Below are 17,698 nucleotides of genomic sequence, written 5' to 3' on the forward strand. Positions count from 1 at the left end.
CGTAACCTTCTTCACGGCAACGTCACGATCGCGGACGTGCCATGGCCTTCCTCGGACAGCAATTCCAGCGATCCACCGTGCCCCTCGATCAATTGCCGGGCCAACGGCAGGCCTAGGCCCTGGCGGCGCTCGACGGTGCGGCCGTCGGCGGAAAACCGCAGTCCCTCGAGCGCGCGCGCCAAGACCGCCGGGGTCATCCCAGGGCCATTGTCCGAGACCACCACCCGCGCTGCACCCTTGCGCATCCGCGCCACCTCGACCAGCACGCGCCCGCCCTGCGGCACCGCGGCGATGGCGTTGTCGATCAACTGCGTCAGCGCGCGCTGCAACCGCCGCGGATCGCCCTCGACCGGCACCGTCGCGTCGGTTCCGCGCAAGTCGAGCGTGAGTTTGCCGACCTCGGCCTTGACTTTGCGTTGGGCGAGGATGTCCTTGACCAACGCTCGCAGCTCGACCGGTTCGCGCTGGAACGGCAGGGTTCCGGCCTCGCTTTGCGAAAGGTCGAGGACGTTTTCGATCTGGTCGCCCAGCCGCGACACCGCCGCCAGGATCGCGGAAACGTATTCGCGGCCCTGCTCGCCGAGTTCGCCGCCGATCCCGGCGTCGAGCATTTCGGCGAAGCCGCCGATCGACGTCAAGGGCGTGCGGAATTCGTAGGCCATGTTGGCGATGAAGCGGGTCTTGACCGCATCCGCCTCGACCAGCGCGGCGTTGCGCTCCTTGAGCGCGGCCTCGGCCTTCTGGGTGGCGGTGATGTCGAGCACGGTCAGCATGCCGTTGCCGTCGGGCAGCGGAACACCGGCGAATTCGAGGAAGCGCCCGTCGGCCAGCGCGACCCGGCCCCCGCTCTCGCGCCGTTCGAGCGTGGCCGCGCGAATCACGCTGCCAACGCTTTGCGCCTGCGCCGGGCGCTTGAGCCGCGCGCCGATCCGCTTGAGCAGTTCGTCGGCCTTGGGGTGCTGGTCGAGGAACGCGTCGTCGAGGCCCCAGTCGGCGGCGAAGCGCCGGTTCCAGATCTGCAACCGGCCGTCCGGCGCAAATACCGCGAGCGATTCGAACAACTTGTCGAACGTGGCGGTGCGGGTACGCAGCAGCGTGTCGCGCGTCGCCGCGAGGCGCAGTTGCTCGGTGCGGTCCTCGGCGATCAGCAGCAACCCCCCATCGGGCAACGGCTGGGCAACGATCCGCAAATGCGTGCCATCGGGCAACAGCCATGCTTCTTCCTGAGCAGCGCCGGCGGTGAACCAGGCCTGCCGTTCGGTTCGCCATTCGGTGAAGTCGCGCACCTCGGGAACCTTGGACGCATCGCGCATCCGGTCGAGGAGGCGCTCGAAACTGGGTCCGTCCTGGACCCAGGCCGGATCGAACCCGAAAACCCTCACAAACGGGTTGTTGGCGAAGGTCAGCCGGGAATGCGCGTCGAACTGGGCAATGCCCGCAGACAGCGTATCGAGCATGTCGCGCTGGGCTCCGCGGAACGCCGCGAAGGCGCGCGCCTGTTCCTCCAGATCCTCGATGTCGACCGCGTATCCAGCCACACCGTCGGTCCCCAACGCGAGATCAGTGACCCGCAGGCTGCGTCGCTGGTTGCCCTTGGCGGTGACCACGGTGGCGGCGACGACGCGTTCAACCGGCTCCTTGCGGCGGCGCGCCTCGAACGCGAAATCGGCGGCGCTCTTGCCGGACACGGGCTCGACCAGTTCGGTCTGTGCCTCGACCACCGCATCGGCGCTGCGCGCGCCGACCGCGGCGACATAGGCAGCGTTCACGAGCAACAGACGGCGGTCGGGCCCGCGAAACCACATCGGGATCGGCGCCGCCTCGATCAGCCCGGAAAGCCCGGCAAAGCGCGCCTGGGCCTGCGCCGCGTCGGCGCGCAGGCGGCGCAGCTCGGCCTCGCTGTCGGAAAAATCAAACACCCAGACCAGCGCCGCCCCACCGGGCGAGACTTGCGGATCGGCCAAGTGCCCGCGCAGCGACAAGTTGCGCGCCGAGCCGCGCGGGGTAACCACCATCTTGAACGGCGCGGCGGTCTTCTGGGTGCGGCGGACCAGTTGAGTCAGCTCGGCGAGCTGCGCCTCGGCCAGCCCACGATCGCCGCCGTCGAGTTCGCTGAGGAAGCCGGGCATGGCTTCCAGACCCAGCCAGCCGGCGAGGCGCGCGGGACCTTCGATCCGTCCGTCGCTGCGCACCAGAAGCGGCAGCGCGGGAGCCTCGTCGATCATCCGCCCGAGACGCCGCGCCAGCCGTTGGCTGGCCTCGGCACGCCGCGCCCGCTGGCGTGCGGTCACCACTGCCCAACCCGCCGCCAGCGTCCACGCCGCCAGCAATAGGCCGATCAATGCCAGTGCGATCGGGGACAGAACCATCGCGCCTTCGCTATGCGGCGGGGGGCGGGATTACAATGGGCCGACGGTCGTCATCCCGGCATGCAAGCCGGGATAACGGTGCAAATCAGTACCGGTAGTGATCGGGCTTGAACGGCCCGTCGACTGGTACACCGATGTAGTCGGCCTGCTTCGTGCTCAACACGCTGAGCTTCACGCCCAGCTTTTCCAGATGCAGCGCTGCAACCTTCTCGTCGAGGTGCTTGGGCAGGACGTAGACGTCGTTCTGATACTGATCGTTGCGGGTGAAAAGTTCGATCTGCGCCAGCGTCTGGTTGGTAAAGCTGGCCGACATCACGAAGCTGGGGTGTCCCGTCGCGCAACCCAGGTTGACCAGGCGGCCCTTGGCGAGGACCAGAATCTGCTTTCCATCCGGAAACTCGACCAGGTCGGTGCCTGGCTTGATCTCGTTCCACTTGTAGTTCGAAAGTGCCGAAATCTGGATCTCGCTGTCGAAGTGGCCGATGTTGCAGACGATCGCCATGTTCTTCATCGCCTTCATGTGCTCGGCGGTGATCACGTCCTCGTTGCCGGTGGCGGTGACGAAGATGTCGCAGCGGCTCACCGCCTCTTCCATCGTCACGACTTCATAGCCTTCCATCGCCGCCTGCAGTGCGCAGATCGGATCGACTTCGGTGACCATGACCCGCGCGCCGCCGTTGCGAAGCGACGCGGCGCTGCCCTTGCCGACGTCACCGAACCCGGCGACGCAGGCGACCTTGCCGGCGAGCATCACATCGGTAGCGCGACGGATCGCATCGACCAGCGATTCCTTGCAGCCGTAGAGGTTGTCGAACTTCGACTTGGTCACGCTGTCGTTGACGTTGATCGCCGGGAACGGAAGTTTGCCCTCCTTGGCAATCTGATACAGCCGGTGAACTCCGGTGGTGGTCTCCTCCGAAACGCCCATGATCGCCTTGACGCTAGCGGTCAGATAGCCGGGACGCGCCTTGAGGAACGCCTTGAGCGCGCGTTGGAACTCGATCTCCTCTTCGTTGGTGGGCTCGCCGAGCGACTCGCCAGCCTCGATTCGCGCGCCCCACAACGCGAACATCGTGGCGTCGCCACCGTCGTCGAGGATCAGGTTCGCGGTGCGATCGGCATCTTCGTCGGTGGCCCAGTCGAAGATGCGCCCGACATAGTCCCAGTAGTCCGCCAGGCTCTCGCCCTTGATCGCGAACACCGGCACGCCGCTGGAGGCGATGGCGGCGGCGGCGTGGTCCTGGGTCGAGAAGATGTTGCAAGTCGCCCAGCGCACTTCGGCGCCGAGCGCGGTCAGGGTCTCGATCAGCACCGCGGTCTGGATCGTCATGTGCAGCGAACCGGTGATCCGCGCGCCCTTGAGCGGCTGGCTGGCGCCGAATTCGCGGCGCAACGCCATCAGGCCGGGCATCTCGGTTTCGGCGATGGCGATCTCGGCGCGGCCGAAATCGGCGAGAGCGAGATCGGCGACGACATAATCGTTCTTGCGGTCGAGGACGGTGGCCACGGGGGAAGTCTCCTGAGGAAAGCTGGCGGCGAAACCCGTGCATCCTTGCGGACGGCAAAGGGCGGCGCATTGCGAATGCGCCGCCCTTAGCCGCTCCCCCGGCGGAATCAAATATAAAGACTTCTTTATATGTCTGGATCGAGCCTTGCGTCAGCGCCGCACGGTGGCGACCCGCAGCGCGCACGATCCGCCTGGAATGGCTGGCGCGCCCACCAGCGCGTCGGCCGCGTCGAGCAACGCGCTGCGCGTCCGGGTGGTGGCCAGATCGCGGGTCACCTTGCGCAGCTCCGAGCAGTCGAGGTCAGGATGGCCCAGACCATAGCTGTTGGCTATCCGCGTGCTCATCTTGTCGAGCGCGCGGTTGGCGGCGGCCGCGCCGCCCCCAGCGAACTGCGCCCGGAGTACGCCGTTGGCGACGTTGAGCTCGGCCTGGTGCGCCGCCGAGAAGCGGTAATAATCCGGCTGGAAGTTTGCCGGCCCCATCCGGCAGCGCAGCGCGGTGACCATCAGCATGATGTCGAGATTACGCAGCTTGGCGGCGTTGACCGCCTCGGTTCCCCAGCACGACTGCGCCTGCGCCGGCGTTGTGCCGACAAGGCTGGTGGCGGCGAGCAACGCCGCGGCAACAAACGAATTTTTCATGACCCCGAACTCCCGCGGACCCCCGCTCCCCCCGGAGCGACCCCTGTCCGCACGTTCGAGTTTCCGCCCAATCGTTTACCGGATTTTCAACATCGAAGGTGAAGTGAAATTAACCACACGCGAGCCCTTGAGGCGGTTGCGAAGCCGGCGCGCCGGCTCTACCTACGACCCCCCACGCTCTATATCCCGAGGACCCCGAAGATGACGATTGCGGTAGGCGATTCCATTCCAGACGTGAAACTGGTCAAGGCCACCCCGGAGGGCCCTCAAGCGGTCTCGGCGAGCGAATACTTCGCGGGCCGCCGCGTCGCGCTTTTCTCGGTTCCCGGCGCGTTCACCCCGACCTGCTCGGCCAAGCACCTCCCCGGCTTCGTCGACAAGGCCGCCGAGTTGAAGGCCAAGGGGATCGACGAGATCGCCGGGACGTCGGTAAACGACGCGTTCGTGCTGGGCGCATGGAACAAGGCGGGCGGCTCGGACGACATCACGATGCTCGCCGACGGCAACGCGGAATTCGTCAAGGCGATGGGCCTTGATGCCGATTTCAGCCCGTTCGGAATGGGCCGTCGCGGCCAGCGCTTCTCGATGGTGGTCAACGATGGCAAGGTCGAACAGCTCAACGTCGAAGCTCCTGGCGACTTCAAGGTGAGCAGCGCCGAGCATATGCTCGAGCAGCTCTAATGCTGCAACTGGCGGTCAAGGCGCTCGTTTCGGGCGGCCTGATCGCCGTGGCTTCGGAAATCGCGCGGCGCAGTCCCGGTTGGGGCGGCCTGATCGCCTCGCTGCCGCTGGTGTCTCTGCTGGCCATGCTATGGCTGTGGCGCGACGCCGGGGACGCTGCGCAGATCGCCGATTTGGCAGTCTCATCCAGCGTTTATGTCGCGGCCTCGCTTCCGGCGTTCGTGATGCTGGCTTGGTTGTTGAATCGCGGCGTCGCGATTCCGATCGGCTTTCTTGCGTTTGTCGCGGCGGGGTTCGCCGGATATTGGCTGGTGGGGACGGTAGGACGCCGGTGGGGACTGCCCGTATGAGCGATACGCAAGTCATCTTGGTGGTCTCGGGCAGCGACAGGCCCGGCCTGACCAAAGCCTTGGCCGACGCGGTCCATGCCGCTGGGGGCAACTGGCTGGAGAGCCACCTCAGTCGGCTGGGCGGCAAATACGTCGGATCGGTGCTCGTCGAGTTGGCCCTTGCGGCGCTTCCGGAACTGGAAACCCAGGTTCGCAAGGTCGACGCCAGCGGGCTGCGCGTGTCGATCGTCCCGGCCGATGCGGATGCGCGCGCAGATGGCGACACGTTGACGGTCGAACTGGTCGGGCAGGATCGTCCCGGCATCGTCCGCGAGGTCACCGCGGTGCTAGCCATGCTGGGGGTCAACATCGACAGTCTGAAGACGGGCACCGAGCACGGCGCCTGGTCGGGCGAGCCGCTCTTCCGCGCCCAAGCCCGGGTCACCCTGCCCGATGGCGTGGATCAGGACGAGGTACAGGAGGCGCTCGAAGCGATCTCCGGCGATGTCATGGTCGATTTCACCGTGCGCAAGGCGGACCTTTAAGGCCCCTGCCCCTATCCCAAAGAACTCTTCGATTTGAGGCCTTGCTACCTCGGCAGCATCGCCCCCAACGGCCGTCCGCCGAACAGGTGAACGTGGAGATGCGGCACTTCCTGATGGCCATGCCCGCCTATGTTGGCGAGCAGGCGATAGCCGGGCTCGACCAACCCCTGCTCCCGCGCGACATGGCCCACCGCGCGGATGAAACCAGCGATTTCCGCAGCCGAGGCGCGAGCGCTGAAGTCATCCCAGCTGACGTAGGCGCCCTTTGGAATCACCAAAATGTGGATCGGCGCCTGCGGGGCGATGTCGTGGAAGGCCAGGGCATGGTCGTCTTCGTAGACCTTCCTGGACGGAATCTCCCCACGCAAGACCTTCGCGAAGATGTTCTGGTCGTCATAGGGCAGAGTGGCGTCGATTGGCATCAGGCGCTCCGACCGGCTTTCTCGGCGATGCCCGACACACCCTCGCGGCGTTCGAGTTCGGCGAGGACATCGGTGAAGCTCAACCCGCGGGCGTCGAGCAGGACGAGCAGATGAAACACGAGATCGGCCGCCTCACCAGTCAGCGCGGCGGAGTCCTCGGACAGCGCGGCGATCACCGTTTCAACGGCTTCCTCGCCCAGCTTTTGCGCGATTTTGCCGATACCCTTGGCATGGAGCTTGGCAACGTAGCTGTGCTGGGGATCGGCACCGCGCCGTTCGCGCAGGGTCGCTTCGAGGCGGGTCAGGAACGCGGGATCTGCCATCCCGCTCGCCATAACCTCCGCGTCCGCCACGTCAAACGAAGAGGGGCGCCTTCCGCTGCGAAGGCGCCCCTCAAGGTTTCCGCCCGCCGACAAGGAGACGAACGGCGGACGGACCCCTAATTCTGCTTGGGCGGCCGCTTGCGCGCCGCGCGCCTGCCCACCAGCACCCCAGCCACGCCGAGCCCGAACAGCCACGGGTCGCTGGGCTCGGGGATCGCTATCCACTCCGCGGCGGCGGCGGGCGAGGCGGCCACCGCCAGCCCCAATGCCAAGCCTGCGAGGCGAAATGTCATCGCGCAAATCCCCGTTCGCAATTGGTTTACGCAACAAGCGTGCCGCATGGCGCAGCCCGGCGGATTCGGCGAGAGGCGATGGTTAACCTGCCCCGTTGCGGGACAGTCCCTGTAAGCTAAACCGACAAACTCAGCCGCGCGCCGGAAGTCCGGCTGCCCGCAGCGCCGCATGGGCATCGGCGATGGCATATGTCCCAAAATGAAAGATCGAGGCGGCCAGCACGGCGCTGGCATGGCCTTGGGTGACCCCGGCGACCAGATGGTCGAGCGTTCCCACACCTCCGCTCGCCACCACAGGCACGCGCACTGCGTCAGCGATAGTGCGGGTCAGCGCGAGATCGTAGCCGCCCTTGGTGCCGTCGCCGTCCATCGAGGTGACCAGCAGTTCGCCTGCGCCGAGTTCGGCGAGGTGGATCGCGTGGGCGACCGCATCGACCCCGGTCGCCTTGCGCCCGCCGTGGGTGAAGATTTCCCATCCTCCGCCCTTCTTGCGCGCATCGACCGAGGCGACCACGCACTGGCTGCCGAAGCGGTCGGCTAGTTCGGCGACCAGCTCTGGCCGGGCGACCGCCGCCGAATTGACCGCGACCTTATCCGCCCCCGCCAGCAGCAGCGCCCGCGCATCCTCGACCGCGCGCACCCCGCCGCCTACGGTCAGCGGCATGAAGCACACCTCCGCGGTGCGCCGCACCACATCGAGCAGCGTGCCGCGATTCTCGTGCGTGGCGGCGATGTCGAGGAAACACAGCTCGTCCGCCCCCGCCGCGTCATAGGCGCGCGCCTGCTCGACCGGATCGCCCGCATCCTTCAGATCGACGAAATTGACCCCCTTGACCACGCGACCGTCGGCGACGTCGAGGCAGGGAATGACGCGGATGCGGACGGTCATCGAGTGTACGCTTTGGCGAGAGCTTGCGCCCGTGTCTCGACTACGCCCGACATGAGCGGGACATAGGAACACGCTTCGTCATGAGAGTGTTCCAAACCCGGACCGCTCATGTCGAGCGTAGTCGAGACACATGCGCCACCCATCACCCCCGGACGGCCATCGCGATCGCGGCCGCCAGATCGAGCCGCCCGTCGTAGAGCGCGCGCCCGCTGATCACACCCTCGATCCCGCCGTGCCCGTCGGCGGTGACCGCATGGAGCGCGAGCATGCGGATGTCATCGATTCCCTTGACCCCGCCGCTGGCGATCACCGGCAGGCCAGTGGCGCGGGCGAGATCGACGGTGGCGTCGATGTTGCAGCCCTTGAGCATTCCATCGCGACCGATGTCTGTAAACAACAAGCTGGCGACCCCGGCGTCCTGAAAGCGGCGGGCGAGATCGCCCACCCGCACCGTGCTGACCTCGGACCAGCCTTGCGTCGCCACCATGCCGTCGCGCGCATCGACCGCGACGACGATTCCGCCGGGAAAGGCGCGCGCCATGTCCTTGACGAATTCGGGATTGGTGAGCGCGGCGGTGCCCATCACGATCCGGCTGACGCCGAGATCGAACCATCCTTCCACCGCCTCACGCGTGCGGATACCGCCGCCTAGCTGTACGTGGCCGGGAAAGCATTCGACGATGGCCTCGACCGCGCTACGGTTCTCAGCGTGTCCGGTGAACGATCCGTCGAGATCGACGACGTGGAGGTATTCGGCGCCCTGTTCGGAGAAGAGCATCGCCTGCGCCGCAGGGTCGTCGCCATACACGGTGGCGCGGGCCATATCGCCTTCGGCAAGGCGCACGATCTGACCTGCCTTGAGGTCGATAGCGGGAAAGACGATCATGAAAGCTGCCTAGCAGCGCAGGCGTTCAGGCGAAAGCATCCTTGGGAACGAGAAAAGCCGGCGGGCACCCACGGCACTCTTTGCGTTCCGGCTAGACTATGGCTTCCATTCCAGAAAGCGCGCCAACAGCGCCAGGCCGTAAGTCTGGCTCTTTTCCGGGTGGAACTGAACCCCAAGCAGGTTGTCGCGCGCCAACGCCGCGACGATGCCTCCGCCGTGATCGGTCAGCGCGGCGATGTGGCGGCCCTCGCCCGGCACGAAGTGATAGGAGTGAAGAAAATAAGCCTCGCCCGGCTCGATCAGTTCGGCGCCATCGTGGTGCCGGGTCGGCGCGACGTCGTTCCAGCCCATGTGCGGCACCTTGATTGCCGGATCGGTGCGCGCGATCGGCAGCACCTCGCCCCCGATCCAGTCGAGCCCCTGGCTTACCCCGTGTTCGACCCCGCGCGTCGCCAGAAGCTGCATTCCGACGCAGATGCCGAGGAAAGGCGCGCCCCCGACGTGGACCCGCTCGGTCATCGCCTCGACCAGCCCTGGGACCTTGCGAAGGGCTGCGGCACAAGCCGCGAAGGCGCCCACCCCGGGCAGGACGATTCGATCCGCCGCACGGACGACGTGTGGATCGGACGTGACGGTCACGAACTCCGCGCCGGCGGCCCGCAACGCGTTCTCGACCGAATGCAGGTTGCCCGCGCCGTAATCGACGAGCGCAACCGTCTCAGCCACCGAGCATGCCCTTGGTGCTGGGCACCGCATCGGCCTTGCGCAAGTCGATGCTCACGGCCTGACGCATCGCGCGAGCAAAACCCTTGTAGATCGCTTCGCAGATGTGATGGTTGTTCTGGCCATAGAGCAGCTCGACATGCAGCGTGATCCCCGCAGCTTGCGCGATAGAGTGGAACCAGTGCTCGATCAGTTCGGTGTCGAATTCGCCCAAGCGCGGCTGGCTAAAGGCTGCATGCCACACCAGATAAGGCCGTCCCGAGATGTCCAAAGCCACCCGCGCGAGCGTCTCGTCCATCGGCGAATAGGCACTGCCATAGCGCGTGATTCCGCGCTTTTCGTCCAGCGCCTGGGCGATGGCCTGGCCGATCGCGATAGCCGAATCCTCGGTGGTGTGGTGCTGATCGACGTGGAGATCGCCCGCAACCTTGCACACCAGGTCGATCGCCGAGTGGCGCGCGAACTGTTCGACCATGTGATCGAGAAAACCGATCCCGGTGGCGACTTCATACTCGCCCGTCCCGTCGAGATTCACCTCGACAAGGATGTCGGTTTCGGCGGTCTTGCGAGCTATCCGGCCGGTGCGCATGCGGGGCGCTATAGGCCGCAAGGCCATGGAATCAACTCTTGACCGGCCCGCGCCCGCCCGTCAGGTGTGCCAGCAATGAACGACACCACGCCCGATAGCCTGATCCCCTACGACGAGATCGTGCAGGAAGCCCTGCGCGCGGTGGTCGGGCGGGTGCTCGGCCAGATCGAGCGCAGCGGCAGCACCCTGCCCGGCACGCACCATTTCTACATCACTTTCAAGACCGGCGCGCCGGGCGTCTCGATCCCGCCGCACTTGCGCGAGCGGTTTCCCGACGAGATGACGATCGTGCTCCAGAACAAGTTCTGGGATCTCAACGTCGGCGACGACGGCTTTTCGGTGGGGCTGTCGTTCAACCAGATTCCCGCAAAGCTGTCGGTGCCCTACGCCGCGATCACCGCGTTCGTCGATCCGGCGGTCGATTTCGGACTGCAGTTCCAGGCGCTAGGCGCCGGCACGGCGCCCGAACCGCACGAAAGCGCGCAGAACGATTCGCCGGAACGCGGCGACGAAGCGGGCGTTGAGAACGACGACGATTCTGAACGTCGTCACGGTCGATTTCGGCCGCAAGAAATAGGGCGACGCGCCCGCAAGCAAAGGGCGAGCATGACCAGGCGGAAATCCAGCAAGATCGCGAAGTCGGTCGGCGCCGTAGGCGGCAAGCTTGCCGAGGTGCCCGGCATCAGCCCCAACCCGATGACCAACCTTCTGCTCACCGATCTCGTTCTGCGCGGCGGCGGGCAGATCATGCGTCACGCGGTCGAGCGCACGCTGCTCGGCACCAAGTATTCCAAGGGAAAGGCCAAGAGCATCGTAAAGGGTCGCTCGATGGTCCAGACGATGGTCGGCACCGCCCTGGCGCGGATCGCCACGCGTTCGGTTCCCGGCGCGATCATCGTCGGCGGCGGCATGCTGGCCAAGACGCTCTACGACCGCAAACAGGGCAAGACCGCGGCCAAGACCGAAGGTGAGCGCAAGGTTCGAGAACAAGCCGCTGCGGGCGAGAAGGAATCCGATCCGATCGTCACTTGACCCGCCGGATCCTCGCTTGACCCCGATACGCCCCCTGCGCCATCAGCGCGCATGACCGACGCACCCGCGACCACCCACGACACGCTCCAGCGCCGCGGACTGATGTTCATCCTGTCGTCGCCCTCCGGCGCGGGCAAGACGACGATCGCCCACCGCCTGCTGCGCGAAGACCGGGCGATCAGGCTGTCGATTTCGGCGACCACCCGCCCCCCGCGCGAAGGCGAAATCGATGGACAGGACTATCATTTCGTCGGCCAGGCCGAATTCGACCGGATGGTCGAGGCCGACGAATTCTATGAGTGGGCGACGGTGTTCGGGCACAGCTACGGCACCCCCAAGGCGCATATCCGCGCCGGCCTGAAGGTAGGCGAGGATTTCCTGTTCGACATCGACTGGCAGGGCACCCAGCAGCTGTTCCAGAAGGATCAGCAGGATGTGGTCCGCGTGTTCATCCTGCCTCCCAGCCTCGACGAATTGCGCCGCAGGCTGGTGGGCCGCGGTACCGACAGCTGCGATGTGATCGACGCAAGAATGGCGCGCGCCCAGGCGGAAATCAGTCACTGGGACGGCTACGACTACGTCGTCGTCAATGACGACATCGACGTGTGCTTCGCCAAGGTCGAGCAGATCCTGGCGGCGGAGCGCATGAAGCGCGCGCGGCAAACCGGGCTGATCGGGTTCGTCCGGGGATTGATGAAGCCCGATTGATCCTCGCTCAATGGTCTCCTGAAGGATCGGGCGCCTCGCCGATCCAGCCGTTGACGATCCCTCCGTCGATGGGGATCGTGGTGCCGACGACATAGTCGCCCGCGCGGCTGGCGAGGTAGATCGCGCCGCCGGCCATGTCTTCGGCCACTCCGACCCGGCGCGAGGGGATACCGCGGGCCGATGCCTCCGGGTTCTTGGCCGCGGCCTTGTTCATCTCGCTGGGAAAGGCACCGGGGCCGATCCCGCTGACCACGATGTTGTCCTTGATCAGCCGCGCCGCCATCCGCCTGGTCAGGTGGATCACCGCTGCTTTCGACGCTTGATAGGAGTAAGTTTCCCATGGATTGGGTCGGAACCCGTCGACCGAGGCGATATTGATGACTTTGGCGGGGCGCTCGGGGCTGGCCGCGGCCTTGAGCAGCGGATGAAGCTTCTGGGTCAGGAAGAACAGGGTCTTGACGTTGAGGTCCATGACCTTGTTCCAGCCGATCTCGGGGAATTCCTCGAACTCGGCGCCCCAGGCGACCCCGGCGTTGTTGACCAGGATGTCGAGGCGGCTTTCACGCCGGCCGATTTCGGCGGCGAGTTCCTCGATCCCCTCCATCCGGCTGATGTCGCCGGGCAGTCCGATGACCCTATCGCCGAACTCCGCGGCGGTTTCCTCGACCACCTGCGCCTTGCGCGCCGTCATGTAGACCCGCTCGCAGCCGGCGGCGACGAAGCCCTCCACGAACATTTTGCCGATCCCGCGGCTACCCCCGGTGATCAGCGCAATCTTGCCTTCGAGGCTGAAGAGCGAATTGAGGTTCATCGGTCGTTCCTTCAGTAGCCGCTGAGCTCCGCCACCCGCTGCGTGTGGTAGAACGCGTCACCCATGAACTCGGCCAGTGCGCGGTCGCGCTTCATGTAGAGGCCGATGTCATATTCGTCGGTCATGCCGATCCCGCCGTGCATCTGCACGCCCTCGCGCACCGCCAGCCCGGCGACCTTGCCCGCCTTGGCCTTGGCCACGGAAACCATCAGCTGCGCCCGTTCGGAAACCGCGCCATCGCCGTTGGCATCGAGCAATTGCTGCGCCTTGATCACCGCCGCCCGGGCGATCTCGAGCTCGGAATAGAGGTGCGCCGCGCGGTGTTGCAGCGCCTGAAATTCACCGATCAGCTTACCAAACTGCTTACGCTGCTTAAGGTAATCAACCGTCCGGTCCATCGCCCCGCCGGCGACACCAGCCTGCTCTGCCGCCGCGCCGACCCGGCCCGCGGCGAGCACCCGGCCCAGCAACTCGCGCCCGCCATCGACATCGCCGATCACCGTTCCGCCATCGAGTTCGACCGCGTCGAACTTCACATGGCTGGCCATCGAGCTATCGACCAGGCGCACGCTGCCGTGCGTAACACCCGAGGCATCCTTGGGCACGGCGAACAGGGTTATCCCAGTCGCATCACTGTCGCTGCCAGAAGTGCGCGCAGCAACGATCAATACGTCGGCTGAAGCGCCATGTACGACGAAATCCTTCGCACCCGACAGGCGGAAGCCGTTGCCCGCCTTCTCGGCCCGGCAGGTGATGCGTTCGGGGTGATGCTTCGCGCCCTCGTCGACCGCGATCGCAGCAACGGTCTCGCCCGCCACTATCCCCGGCAACCAGCGCCCGCGAACCTCGTCCGATCCGCCCGCCAGCGCGGTGGTGGCCATCACCGCGGTGGTCAGGAACGGCGATGGGGTGAGATTGCGGCCGATCTGTTCGAGCACGATCCCGGCTTCGATATGGCCCATCCCCAGCCCGCCGTCCGCTTCGGCGACCAGCATCCCGGTCAGCCCCATTTCGGCGAAGCGGCGCCAGAGTTCGTGGCCGAACCCGTCCTGGCAATTCTCGTCGCGCCAGCGGCGCAGCTGGTTCTTGATCGAGCCTTCGTCGGCGATGAATCCGGTGACGGTGTCGGCGAGCATCGCCTGATCGTCGGTGTGGTACAGTGGCATTATGTCTCCCTCGCCCCCTTTAGGGGGAGAGGGCCGGGGAGAGGGGGAATCTCGATACCGGCCCAGATTTTTGGATTGAAGAGGAAGTCCCCCTCTCCCAACCTCTCCCCCTGAAGGGAGAGAGGGCTTTTAGCTCAGCTCACCCCCGGCAGTTCCAAAATCCGCTTGGCAATGACGTTGAGCATCACCTCGCTGGTCCCGCCCTCGATCGAGTTGGCCTTGGTCCGCAACCAGTTGCGCGCCTTGGAGCCGCCGTCCGAGGCATCGCTGTCCCATTCGAGCGCGGCACTGCCGCCGCTGGCCATGACCAGTTCGTGGCGGCGCTTGTTGAGCTCGGTTCCCGCGTACTTCATCATGTTCGACTGCGCGGGGTGGCCCTTGCCGACCTTGACCTCGTCCATGAACTTCTCGCCCATCGCCGCGTAGGCTAGCGCGTCGACATCGAACGCCGCCAGTTCAGCGCGCAGGATCGGATCGACCCCGCCAGCGGAGCGGTTCATCGCCGCGCCGATCGCCGCGGTTCGATCGCCCCCGCCTGCTCCGGAAATCATCTCGCGCTCGTGGCCGAGAAGATACTTGGCCACGTCCCACCCGCGGTTGAGCTGGCCGACGATCTGGTCCTTGGGCACCTTTACGTTGTCGAAGAAAGTCTCGCAGAACGGCGAATTGCCGCTGATCAGGAGGATCGGCTTCGTCGTGACCCCAGGGCTCTTCATGTCGAACAGCAGGAAGCTGATCCCCTGGTACTTGTTCGTCTTGTCGGTGCGCACCAGGCAAAAGATCCAGTCAGCCTTGTCGGCATAGCTGGTCCAGATTTTCTGACCGTTGACCACCCAGTGATCGCCCTTGTCCTCGCCAAAGGTCTGGAGCGACACCAGGTCCGAACCGCTGCCCGGCTCCGAATAGCCCTGGCACCAGCGGATTTCGCCGCGTGCGATCTGGTTGAGGTAGTGATGCTTCTGCTCCTCGGTGCCGAACTTGAGCAGCGCCGGGCCGAGCATCCATATGCCGAAGCTTGAAAGCGGGGGCCGCGCGCCGATCCTGGCCATCTCCTCGCGCCAGATCTTGGCTTCTGCCGCACTCATCCCGGCTCCGCCGTACTCGCGCGGCCAATCGGGCACGGTGTAGCCCTTGGCCGCGCACGCCTCGAGCCACTGGCGCTGGGCCTCGTTCTTGAACTTTACCTCGCGGCCGCCCCAGCAGACGTCGGCATCGGTGCGGACCGGCTCGCGCATCTCGGGCGGGCAATTGGCTTCGAGCCAAGCGCGGATTTCGCCTCGGAAGGCGTCGCTGTCGGACATGGGAGGCTCCTCTCTTTAATCGCGTGATTAAGTCGATTCGGGCCGGCCACGCAAGCGCCATGGCCGCGCCAATTTGGCAAGGCCCGATGCCGTAGCGTCAAGTCGATGCGCGTTGACCGGCTTAACCGCGCGCCTAAGCTGCAGTGAAATAGCATCCAGGGAGAGATCATGCGATTCAACGGCAAGACTGTCGTGATCACCGGCGCCGCGTCGGGGATCGGCAAAGCCGCGGTCCAGTTGTTCGCGGGCGAAGGCGCGACGGTCTACGCCGCTGACATCGACACTGCGGGCGGCGAAGCGCTCGCCGCCGGCTCGAATGGCGACATTCGCTTCCAGCGCTGCGACGTGACCCGAACCGAGGATATCAAGGCGCTGATGGACCGCGCGGCGAGCGAAACCGGCGGGATCGACATCGTCTTCAACAACGCCGGCGCGGGCGGCGCGAAGGAGTCCATCGACGAGATCGAGCCGGACGGGTGGGACTTCACATTCCACCTGCTGCTGCGTTCGGTCGCTTTTGGTATCCGCTACGCCGTCCCGCACATGAAGGGCCGCGCCGGGGCCTCCATCGTCAACACCAGCAGCGTCGCCGCGGTCGGGCCGGGCTATTCGCCAACCGCCTATGCCGTGGCCAAGGCCGGCGTACTCCACCTGACCAAGTGCGCCGCGACCGATCTTGCCCAGTTCGGCATCCGGGTGAACGCGGTTCAGCCGGGCTTTATCAATACCAACATCTTCACCAGCTCGATCGATTGCCCCCCTGACAAGCTCCCCGCCGCGCTGGGGATCATTGCCGAGACGTCCAAGTCGGCCCAGCCGGTGGCGCGGGGCGGTCAGCCAGACGACATCGCCAAAGCAGTGGCCTTCCTCGCCAGCGAAGATGCGTCGTTCATGACCGGCACCTCGCTGCTGGTCGATGGCGGAATTACCGTCGGCCCACGCCACGCGTGGGATCCGGCGATGCCCAATCTGTTCAGAATCGCTGCGCGCGTTCGTGGAGGGTCCGGCGAGTACGGCCCCGAGCCCGGCCGCGTGATCCCGATCAAGGGTCCTGTCCCGACGCGCCTCGCGATATTCAACGGACTGGGCAGCGTCGCCTACGGGATCAAGGACAACGGTTTTTCCACTTTCCTGCTTCTGTTCTACAACCAGGTGCTGGGAATGGACGCACGGCTGGTCAGCCTGGCTTTGCTGATCGCGCTGGTATTCGACGGGCTGATCGACCCGGTCGTCGGCCATATCAGTGATCGGCTCGACACTCGGTGGGGGCGGCGCCTGCCGTTCCTCTACCTCGCGCCTATCCCGCTGGGCCTGTTCTGGGTGCTGCTGTGGTCGCCGGTCGGCCCGCCCAGCTTCGCGGTGCTGTTGTTCTCCGCAATCGGGGTGCGCGCGGCGGTGGCGTGCTGCGAGGTGCCCTCCTCGGCGCTGGTGGCCGAAATCACCCGCGACTACGACGAACGGACCCGGCTGACCCGCTTCCGCTTCCTGTTTGCCTGGGGCGGCGGACTGCTGATGCTGTTGCTAGCCTATGGCGTGTTCCTGCCAAGGGCCATGCTAGCGCGCGAGGGCTATCAGCAATACGGTATCGCCGGAGCCATTCTGATCGTCGCCTGCGTGCTCGGCTCGGCCATCGGACAACATCGCTGGGTCGCGGTTCGCCCGCCAAAAACGGTCTCCAAGGCGGGGCTGGGGGCCGCGTTTGGCGACATCCGGGAATGTCTCGGCCATCCGGCGTTCCTCGTCCTCATGGCTGCTTTGGCGGCGGCGATTACCAGCCAGGGGATCACCTTCTCCATCTCGAACTACCTGTACCTGTTCGTCTGGCAATTCCCCCCAGTCGCCCTCCAGCTCTATCCCATCTTGCTGTTTTTCAGCGTAGTCGGCAGCTTCATGCTGGTCGGCCCGCTGCAATTGCGCTGGGGCAAGCGCGAGACCGCCACCTACACCGGACTGCTCGGGATGGTGTTCTGGGTCATCCCGCTGACCTTGCGTAACTTCGGACTTTGGGCGCCCGATGGATCGACCGCTTCGCTGGTGGCGATGTTCGCGTTCACCTTCTTCTCCAACCTGTTCAGCGTGATCACCGGGATTTCGCTGTGGTCGATGGTGGCCGACGTGGTCGAAGCATCCGAGGAACAGACCGGACGGCGTTCCGAAGGCACTTTCGCAGCGGGCGCGTTCTTCGCTTCGAAATGCTCGACCGGGCTCGGTATCTTCGCAACCGGCTTCCTGCTGAGCCTCTCGGGAATGCCCAGCGGAGCAAAGCCCGGCGAAGTCGATCCGGCAGTGGTCGATCGGATGGCCATGGCTTACGTCGGCTGCGTGGTGGCGCTGGCGGTCCTGCTGGTTGTGATCGTCCGCCGCTTCCCGATCGACAGACGCGCGCACGAAGCTCGACTCGCCGCGCTCGACGCGGCGGCCCGGCTCGATCCGGAAGCGACCGGACTGCATCCATAGGACTTCGGGTCGCTCGCGTCCCAAA

Annotated in this window: 18 protein-coding genes and 3 pseudogenes; 8 read left to right on the forward strand and 13 right to left on the reverse strand. The window is 65.7% G+C overall.

The genetic code is table 11. The annotated features are described in order from the left end of the window. Positions 1-11: 11 nt before the first annotated feature. The 3 genes from GKE62_RS03480 to GKE62_RS03490 form a co-directional block, all read right to left on the reverse strand. Complete coding sequence (locus GKE62_RS03480; RefSeq protein WP_154691025.1) at positions 12-2,369, reverse strand: PAS domain-containing sensor histidine kinase; 2,358 nt, start codon at positions 2,367-2,369, stop codon at positions 12-14. Positions 2,370-2,454: 85 nt separating this feature from the next. After that, positions 2,455-3,876, reverse strand: a complete 1,422-nt coding sequence (gene ahcY, locus GKE62_RS03485; RefSeq protein ID WP_154691026.1) for an adenosylhomocysteinase — start codon at positions 3,874-3,876, stop codon at positions 2,455-2,457. Between the two features lie 150 nt (positions 3,877-4,026). After that, entirely contained in the window at positions 4,027-4,518 is a 492-nt protein-coding gene (locus GKE62_RS03490; RefSeq protein WP_154691027.1) for an S-adenosyl-L-homocysteine hydrolase, read from the reverse strand. A 201-nt stretch (positions 4,519-4,719) separates the two neighbouring features. Between GKE62_RS03490 and GKE62_RS03495 the strand changes: the two genes are divergently transcribed. Genes GKE62_RS03495 through GKE62_RS03505 form a run of 3 tightly spaced genes read left to right on the forward strand, consistent with a single transcriptional unit; the run spans position 4,720 to position 6,073 of the window. Further along, positions 4,720-5,199 carry a peroxiredoxin gene (locus GKE62_RS03495; RefSeq protein ID WP_154691028.1) on the forward strand — a complete coding sequence of 160 codons (480 nt, stop codon included), beginning with the start codon at positions 4,720-4,722 and terminating at the stop codon, positions 5,197-5,199. Then, positions 5,199-5,549 carry a DUF3147 family protein gene (locus tag GKE62_RS03500; protein WP_154691029.1) on the forward strand — a complete coding sequence of 117 codons (351 nt, stop codon included), beginning with the start codon at positions 5,199-5,201 and terminating at the stop codon, positions 5,547-5,549. Before GKE62_RS03495 ends, GKE62_RS03500 begins: the two co-directional genes overlap by 1 nt. After that, positions 5,546-6,073, forward strand: a complete 528-nt coding sequence (locus GKE62_RS03505; protein ID WP_154691030.1) for a glycine cleavage system protein R — start codon at positions 5,546-5,548, stop codon at positions 6,071-6,073. The genes GKE62_RS03500 and GKE62_RS03505 overlap by 4 nt, the downstream gene beginning before the upstream one ends. Positions 6,074-6,117: 44 nt before the next feature. On the opposite strand, the gene GKE62_RS03510 is transcribed toward GKE62_RS03505, so the two are convergent. The 7 genes from GKE62_RS03510 to hisB all read right to left on the reverse strand — a co-directional run bounded on the left by GKE62_RS03510 (position 6,118) and on the right by hisB (position 10,198). Then, entirely contained in the window at positions 6,118-6,495 is a 378-nt protein-coding gene (locus GKE62_RS03510) for a histidine triad nucleotide-binding protein (RefSeq protein ID WP_154691031.1), read from the reverse strand. Further along, the gene (locus GKE62_RS03515; RefSeq protein WP_154691032.1) at positions 6,495-6,818 is read right to left on the reverse strand and encodes a phosphoribosyl-ATP diphosphatase; all 324 of its coding nucleotides are present in this window, start codon (positions 6,816-6,818) and stop codon (positions 6,495-6,497) included. Before GKE62_RS03515 ends, GKE62_RS03510 begins: the two co-directional genes overlap by 1 nt. Before the next feature lie 116 nt (positions 6,819-6,934). Further along, on the reverse strand, positions 6,935-7,111 hold the full coding sequence (locus tag GKE62_RS03520) for a PEP-CTERM sorting domain-containing protein (RefSeq protein WP_154691033.1): 177 nt from the start codon (positions 7,109-7,111) through the stop codon (positions 6,935-6,937). A 130-nt stretch (positions 7,112-7,241) separates the two neighbouring features. After that, positions 7,242-8,000: an imidazole glycerol phosphate synthase subunit HisF gene (gene hisF / locus GKE62_RS03525; RefSeq protein WP_154691034.1), complete on the reverse strand. Its 759-nt coding sequence runs from the start codon at positions 7,998-8,000 to the stop codon at positions 7,242-7,244. A gap of 142 nt (positions 8,001-8,142) precedes the next feature. After that, positions 8,143-8,886 (reverse strand): 1-(5-phosphoribosyl)-5-[(5-phosphoribosylamino)methylideneamino]imidazole-4-carboxamide isomerase, encoded by a 744-nt coding sequence (gene hisA, locus GKE62_RS03530; protein WP_154691035.1) that lies wholly within the window; start codon positions 8,884-8,886, stop codon positions 8,143-8,145. Positions 8,887-8,982: 96 nt separating this feature from the next. Further along, entirely contained in the window at positions 8,983-9,612 is a 630-nt protein-coding gene (gene hisH, locus GKE62_RS03535; RefSeq protein ID WP_195908572.1) for an imidazole glycerol phosphate synthase subunit HisH, read from the reverse strand. Beyond that, positions 9,605-10,198, reverse strand: coding sequence for an imidazoleglycerol-phosphate dehydratase HisB (gene hisB, locus GKE62_RS03540; RefSeq protein WP_154691037.1), 594 nt, complete (start codon positions 10,196-10,198; stop codon positions 9,605-9,607). The genes hisH and hisB overlap by 8 nt, the downstream gene beginning before the upstream one ends. Positions 10,199-10,273: 75 nt before the next feature. Here hisB and GKE62_RS03545 point away from each other — a divergent pair. The 3 genes and pseudogenes from GKE62_RS03545 to gmk all read left to right on the forward strand — a co-directional run bounded on the left by GKE62_RS03545 (position 10,274) and on the right by gmk (position 11,938). Further along, a pseudogene (locus tag GKE62_RS03545) lies at positions 10,274-10,775 on the forward strand (SspB family protein). A 29-nt stretch (positions 10,776-10,804) separates the two neighbouring features. Then, the gene (locus GKE62_RS03550; protein ID WP_195908573.1) at positions 10,805-11,230 is read left to right on the forward strand and encodes a hypothetical protein; all 426 of its coding nucleotides are present in this window, start codon (positions 10,805-10,807) and stop codon (positions 11,228-11,230) included. Positions 11,231-11,281: 51 nt separating this feature from the next. Beyond that, positions 11,282-11,938, forward strand: coding sequence for a guanylate kinase (gene gmk, locus GKE62_RS03555; protein WP_230206892.1), 657 nt, complete (start codon positions 11,282-11,284; stop codon positions 11,936-11,938). A gap of 7 nt (positions 11,939-11,945) precedes the next feature. On the opposite strand, the gene GKE62_RS03560 is transcribed toward gmk, so the two are convergent. The 3 genes from GKE62_RS03560 to GKE62_RS03570 form a co-directional block, all read right to left on the reverse strand. Continuing rightward, entirely contained in the window at positions 11,946-12,749 is an 804-nt protein-coding gene (locus GKE62_RS03560) for an SDR family NAD(P)-dependent oxidoreductase (RefSeq protein WP_154691038.1), read from the reverse strand. An 11-nt stretch (positions 12,750-12,760) separates the two neighbouring features. After that, complete coding sequence (locus GKE62_RS03565; protein ID WP_154691039.1) at positions 12,761-13,915, reverse strand: acyl-CoA dehydrogenase family protein; 1,155 nt, start codon at positions 13,913-13,915, stop codon at positions 12,761-12,763. 134 nt (positions 13,916-14,049) lie between these two features. Then, complete coding sequence (locus tag GKE62_RS03570) at positions 14,050-15,216, reverse strand: acyl-CoA dehydrogenase family protein (RefSeq protein WP_154691040.1); 1,167 nt, start codon at positions 15,214-15,216, stop codon at positions 14,050-14,052. 168 nt (positions 15,217-15,384) lie between these two features. Between GKE62_RS03570 and GKE62_RS18750 the strand changes: the two are divergent. Both GKE62_RS18750 and GKE62_RS18385 read left to right on the forward strand, forming a co-directional pair. Further along, a pseudogene (locus GKE62_RS18750) lies at positions 15,385-16,191 on the forward strand (SDR family NAD(P)-dependent oxidoreductase); the annotation flags it as partial. A 114-nt stretch (positions 16,192-16,305) separates the two neighbouring features. Then, a pseudogene (locus tag GKE62_RS18385) lies at positions 16,306-17,673 on the forward strand (MFS transporter); the annotation flags it as partial. Between the last annotated feature and the right edge of the window lie 25 nt (positions 17,674-17,698).

Origin of the sequence: Novosphingobium sp. Gsoil 351, from assembly GCF_009707465.1 — a bacterium.
In the GTDB taxonomy this organism is placed as follows: Bacteria; Pseudomonadota; Alphaproteobacteria; order Sphingomonadales; family Sphingomonadaceae; genus Novosphingobium.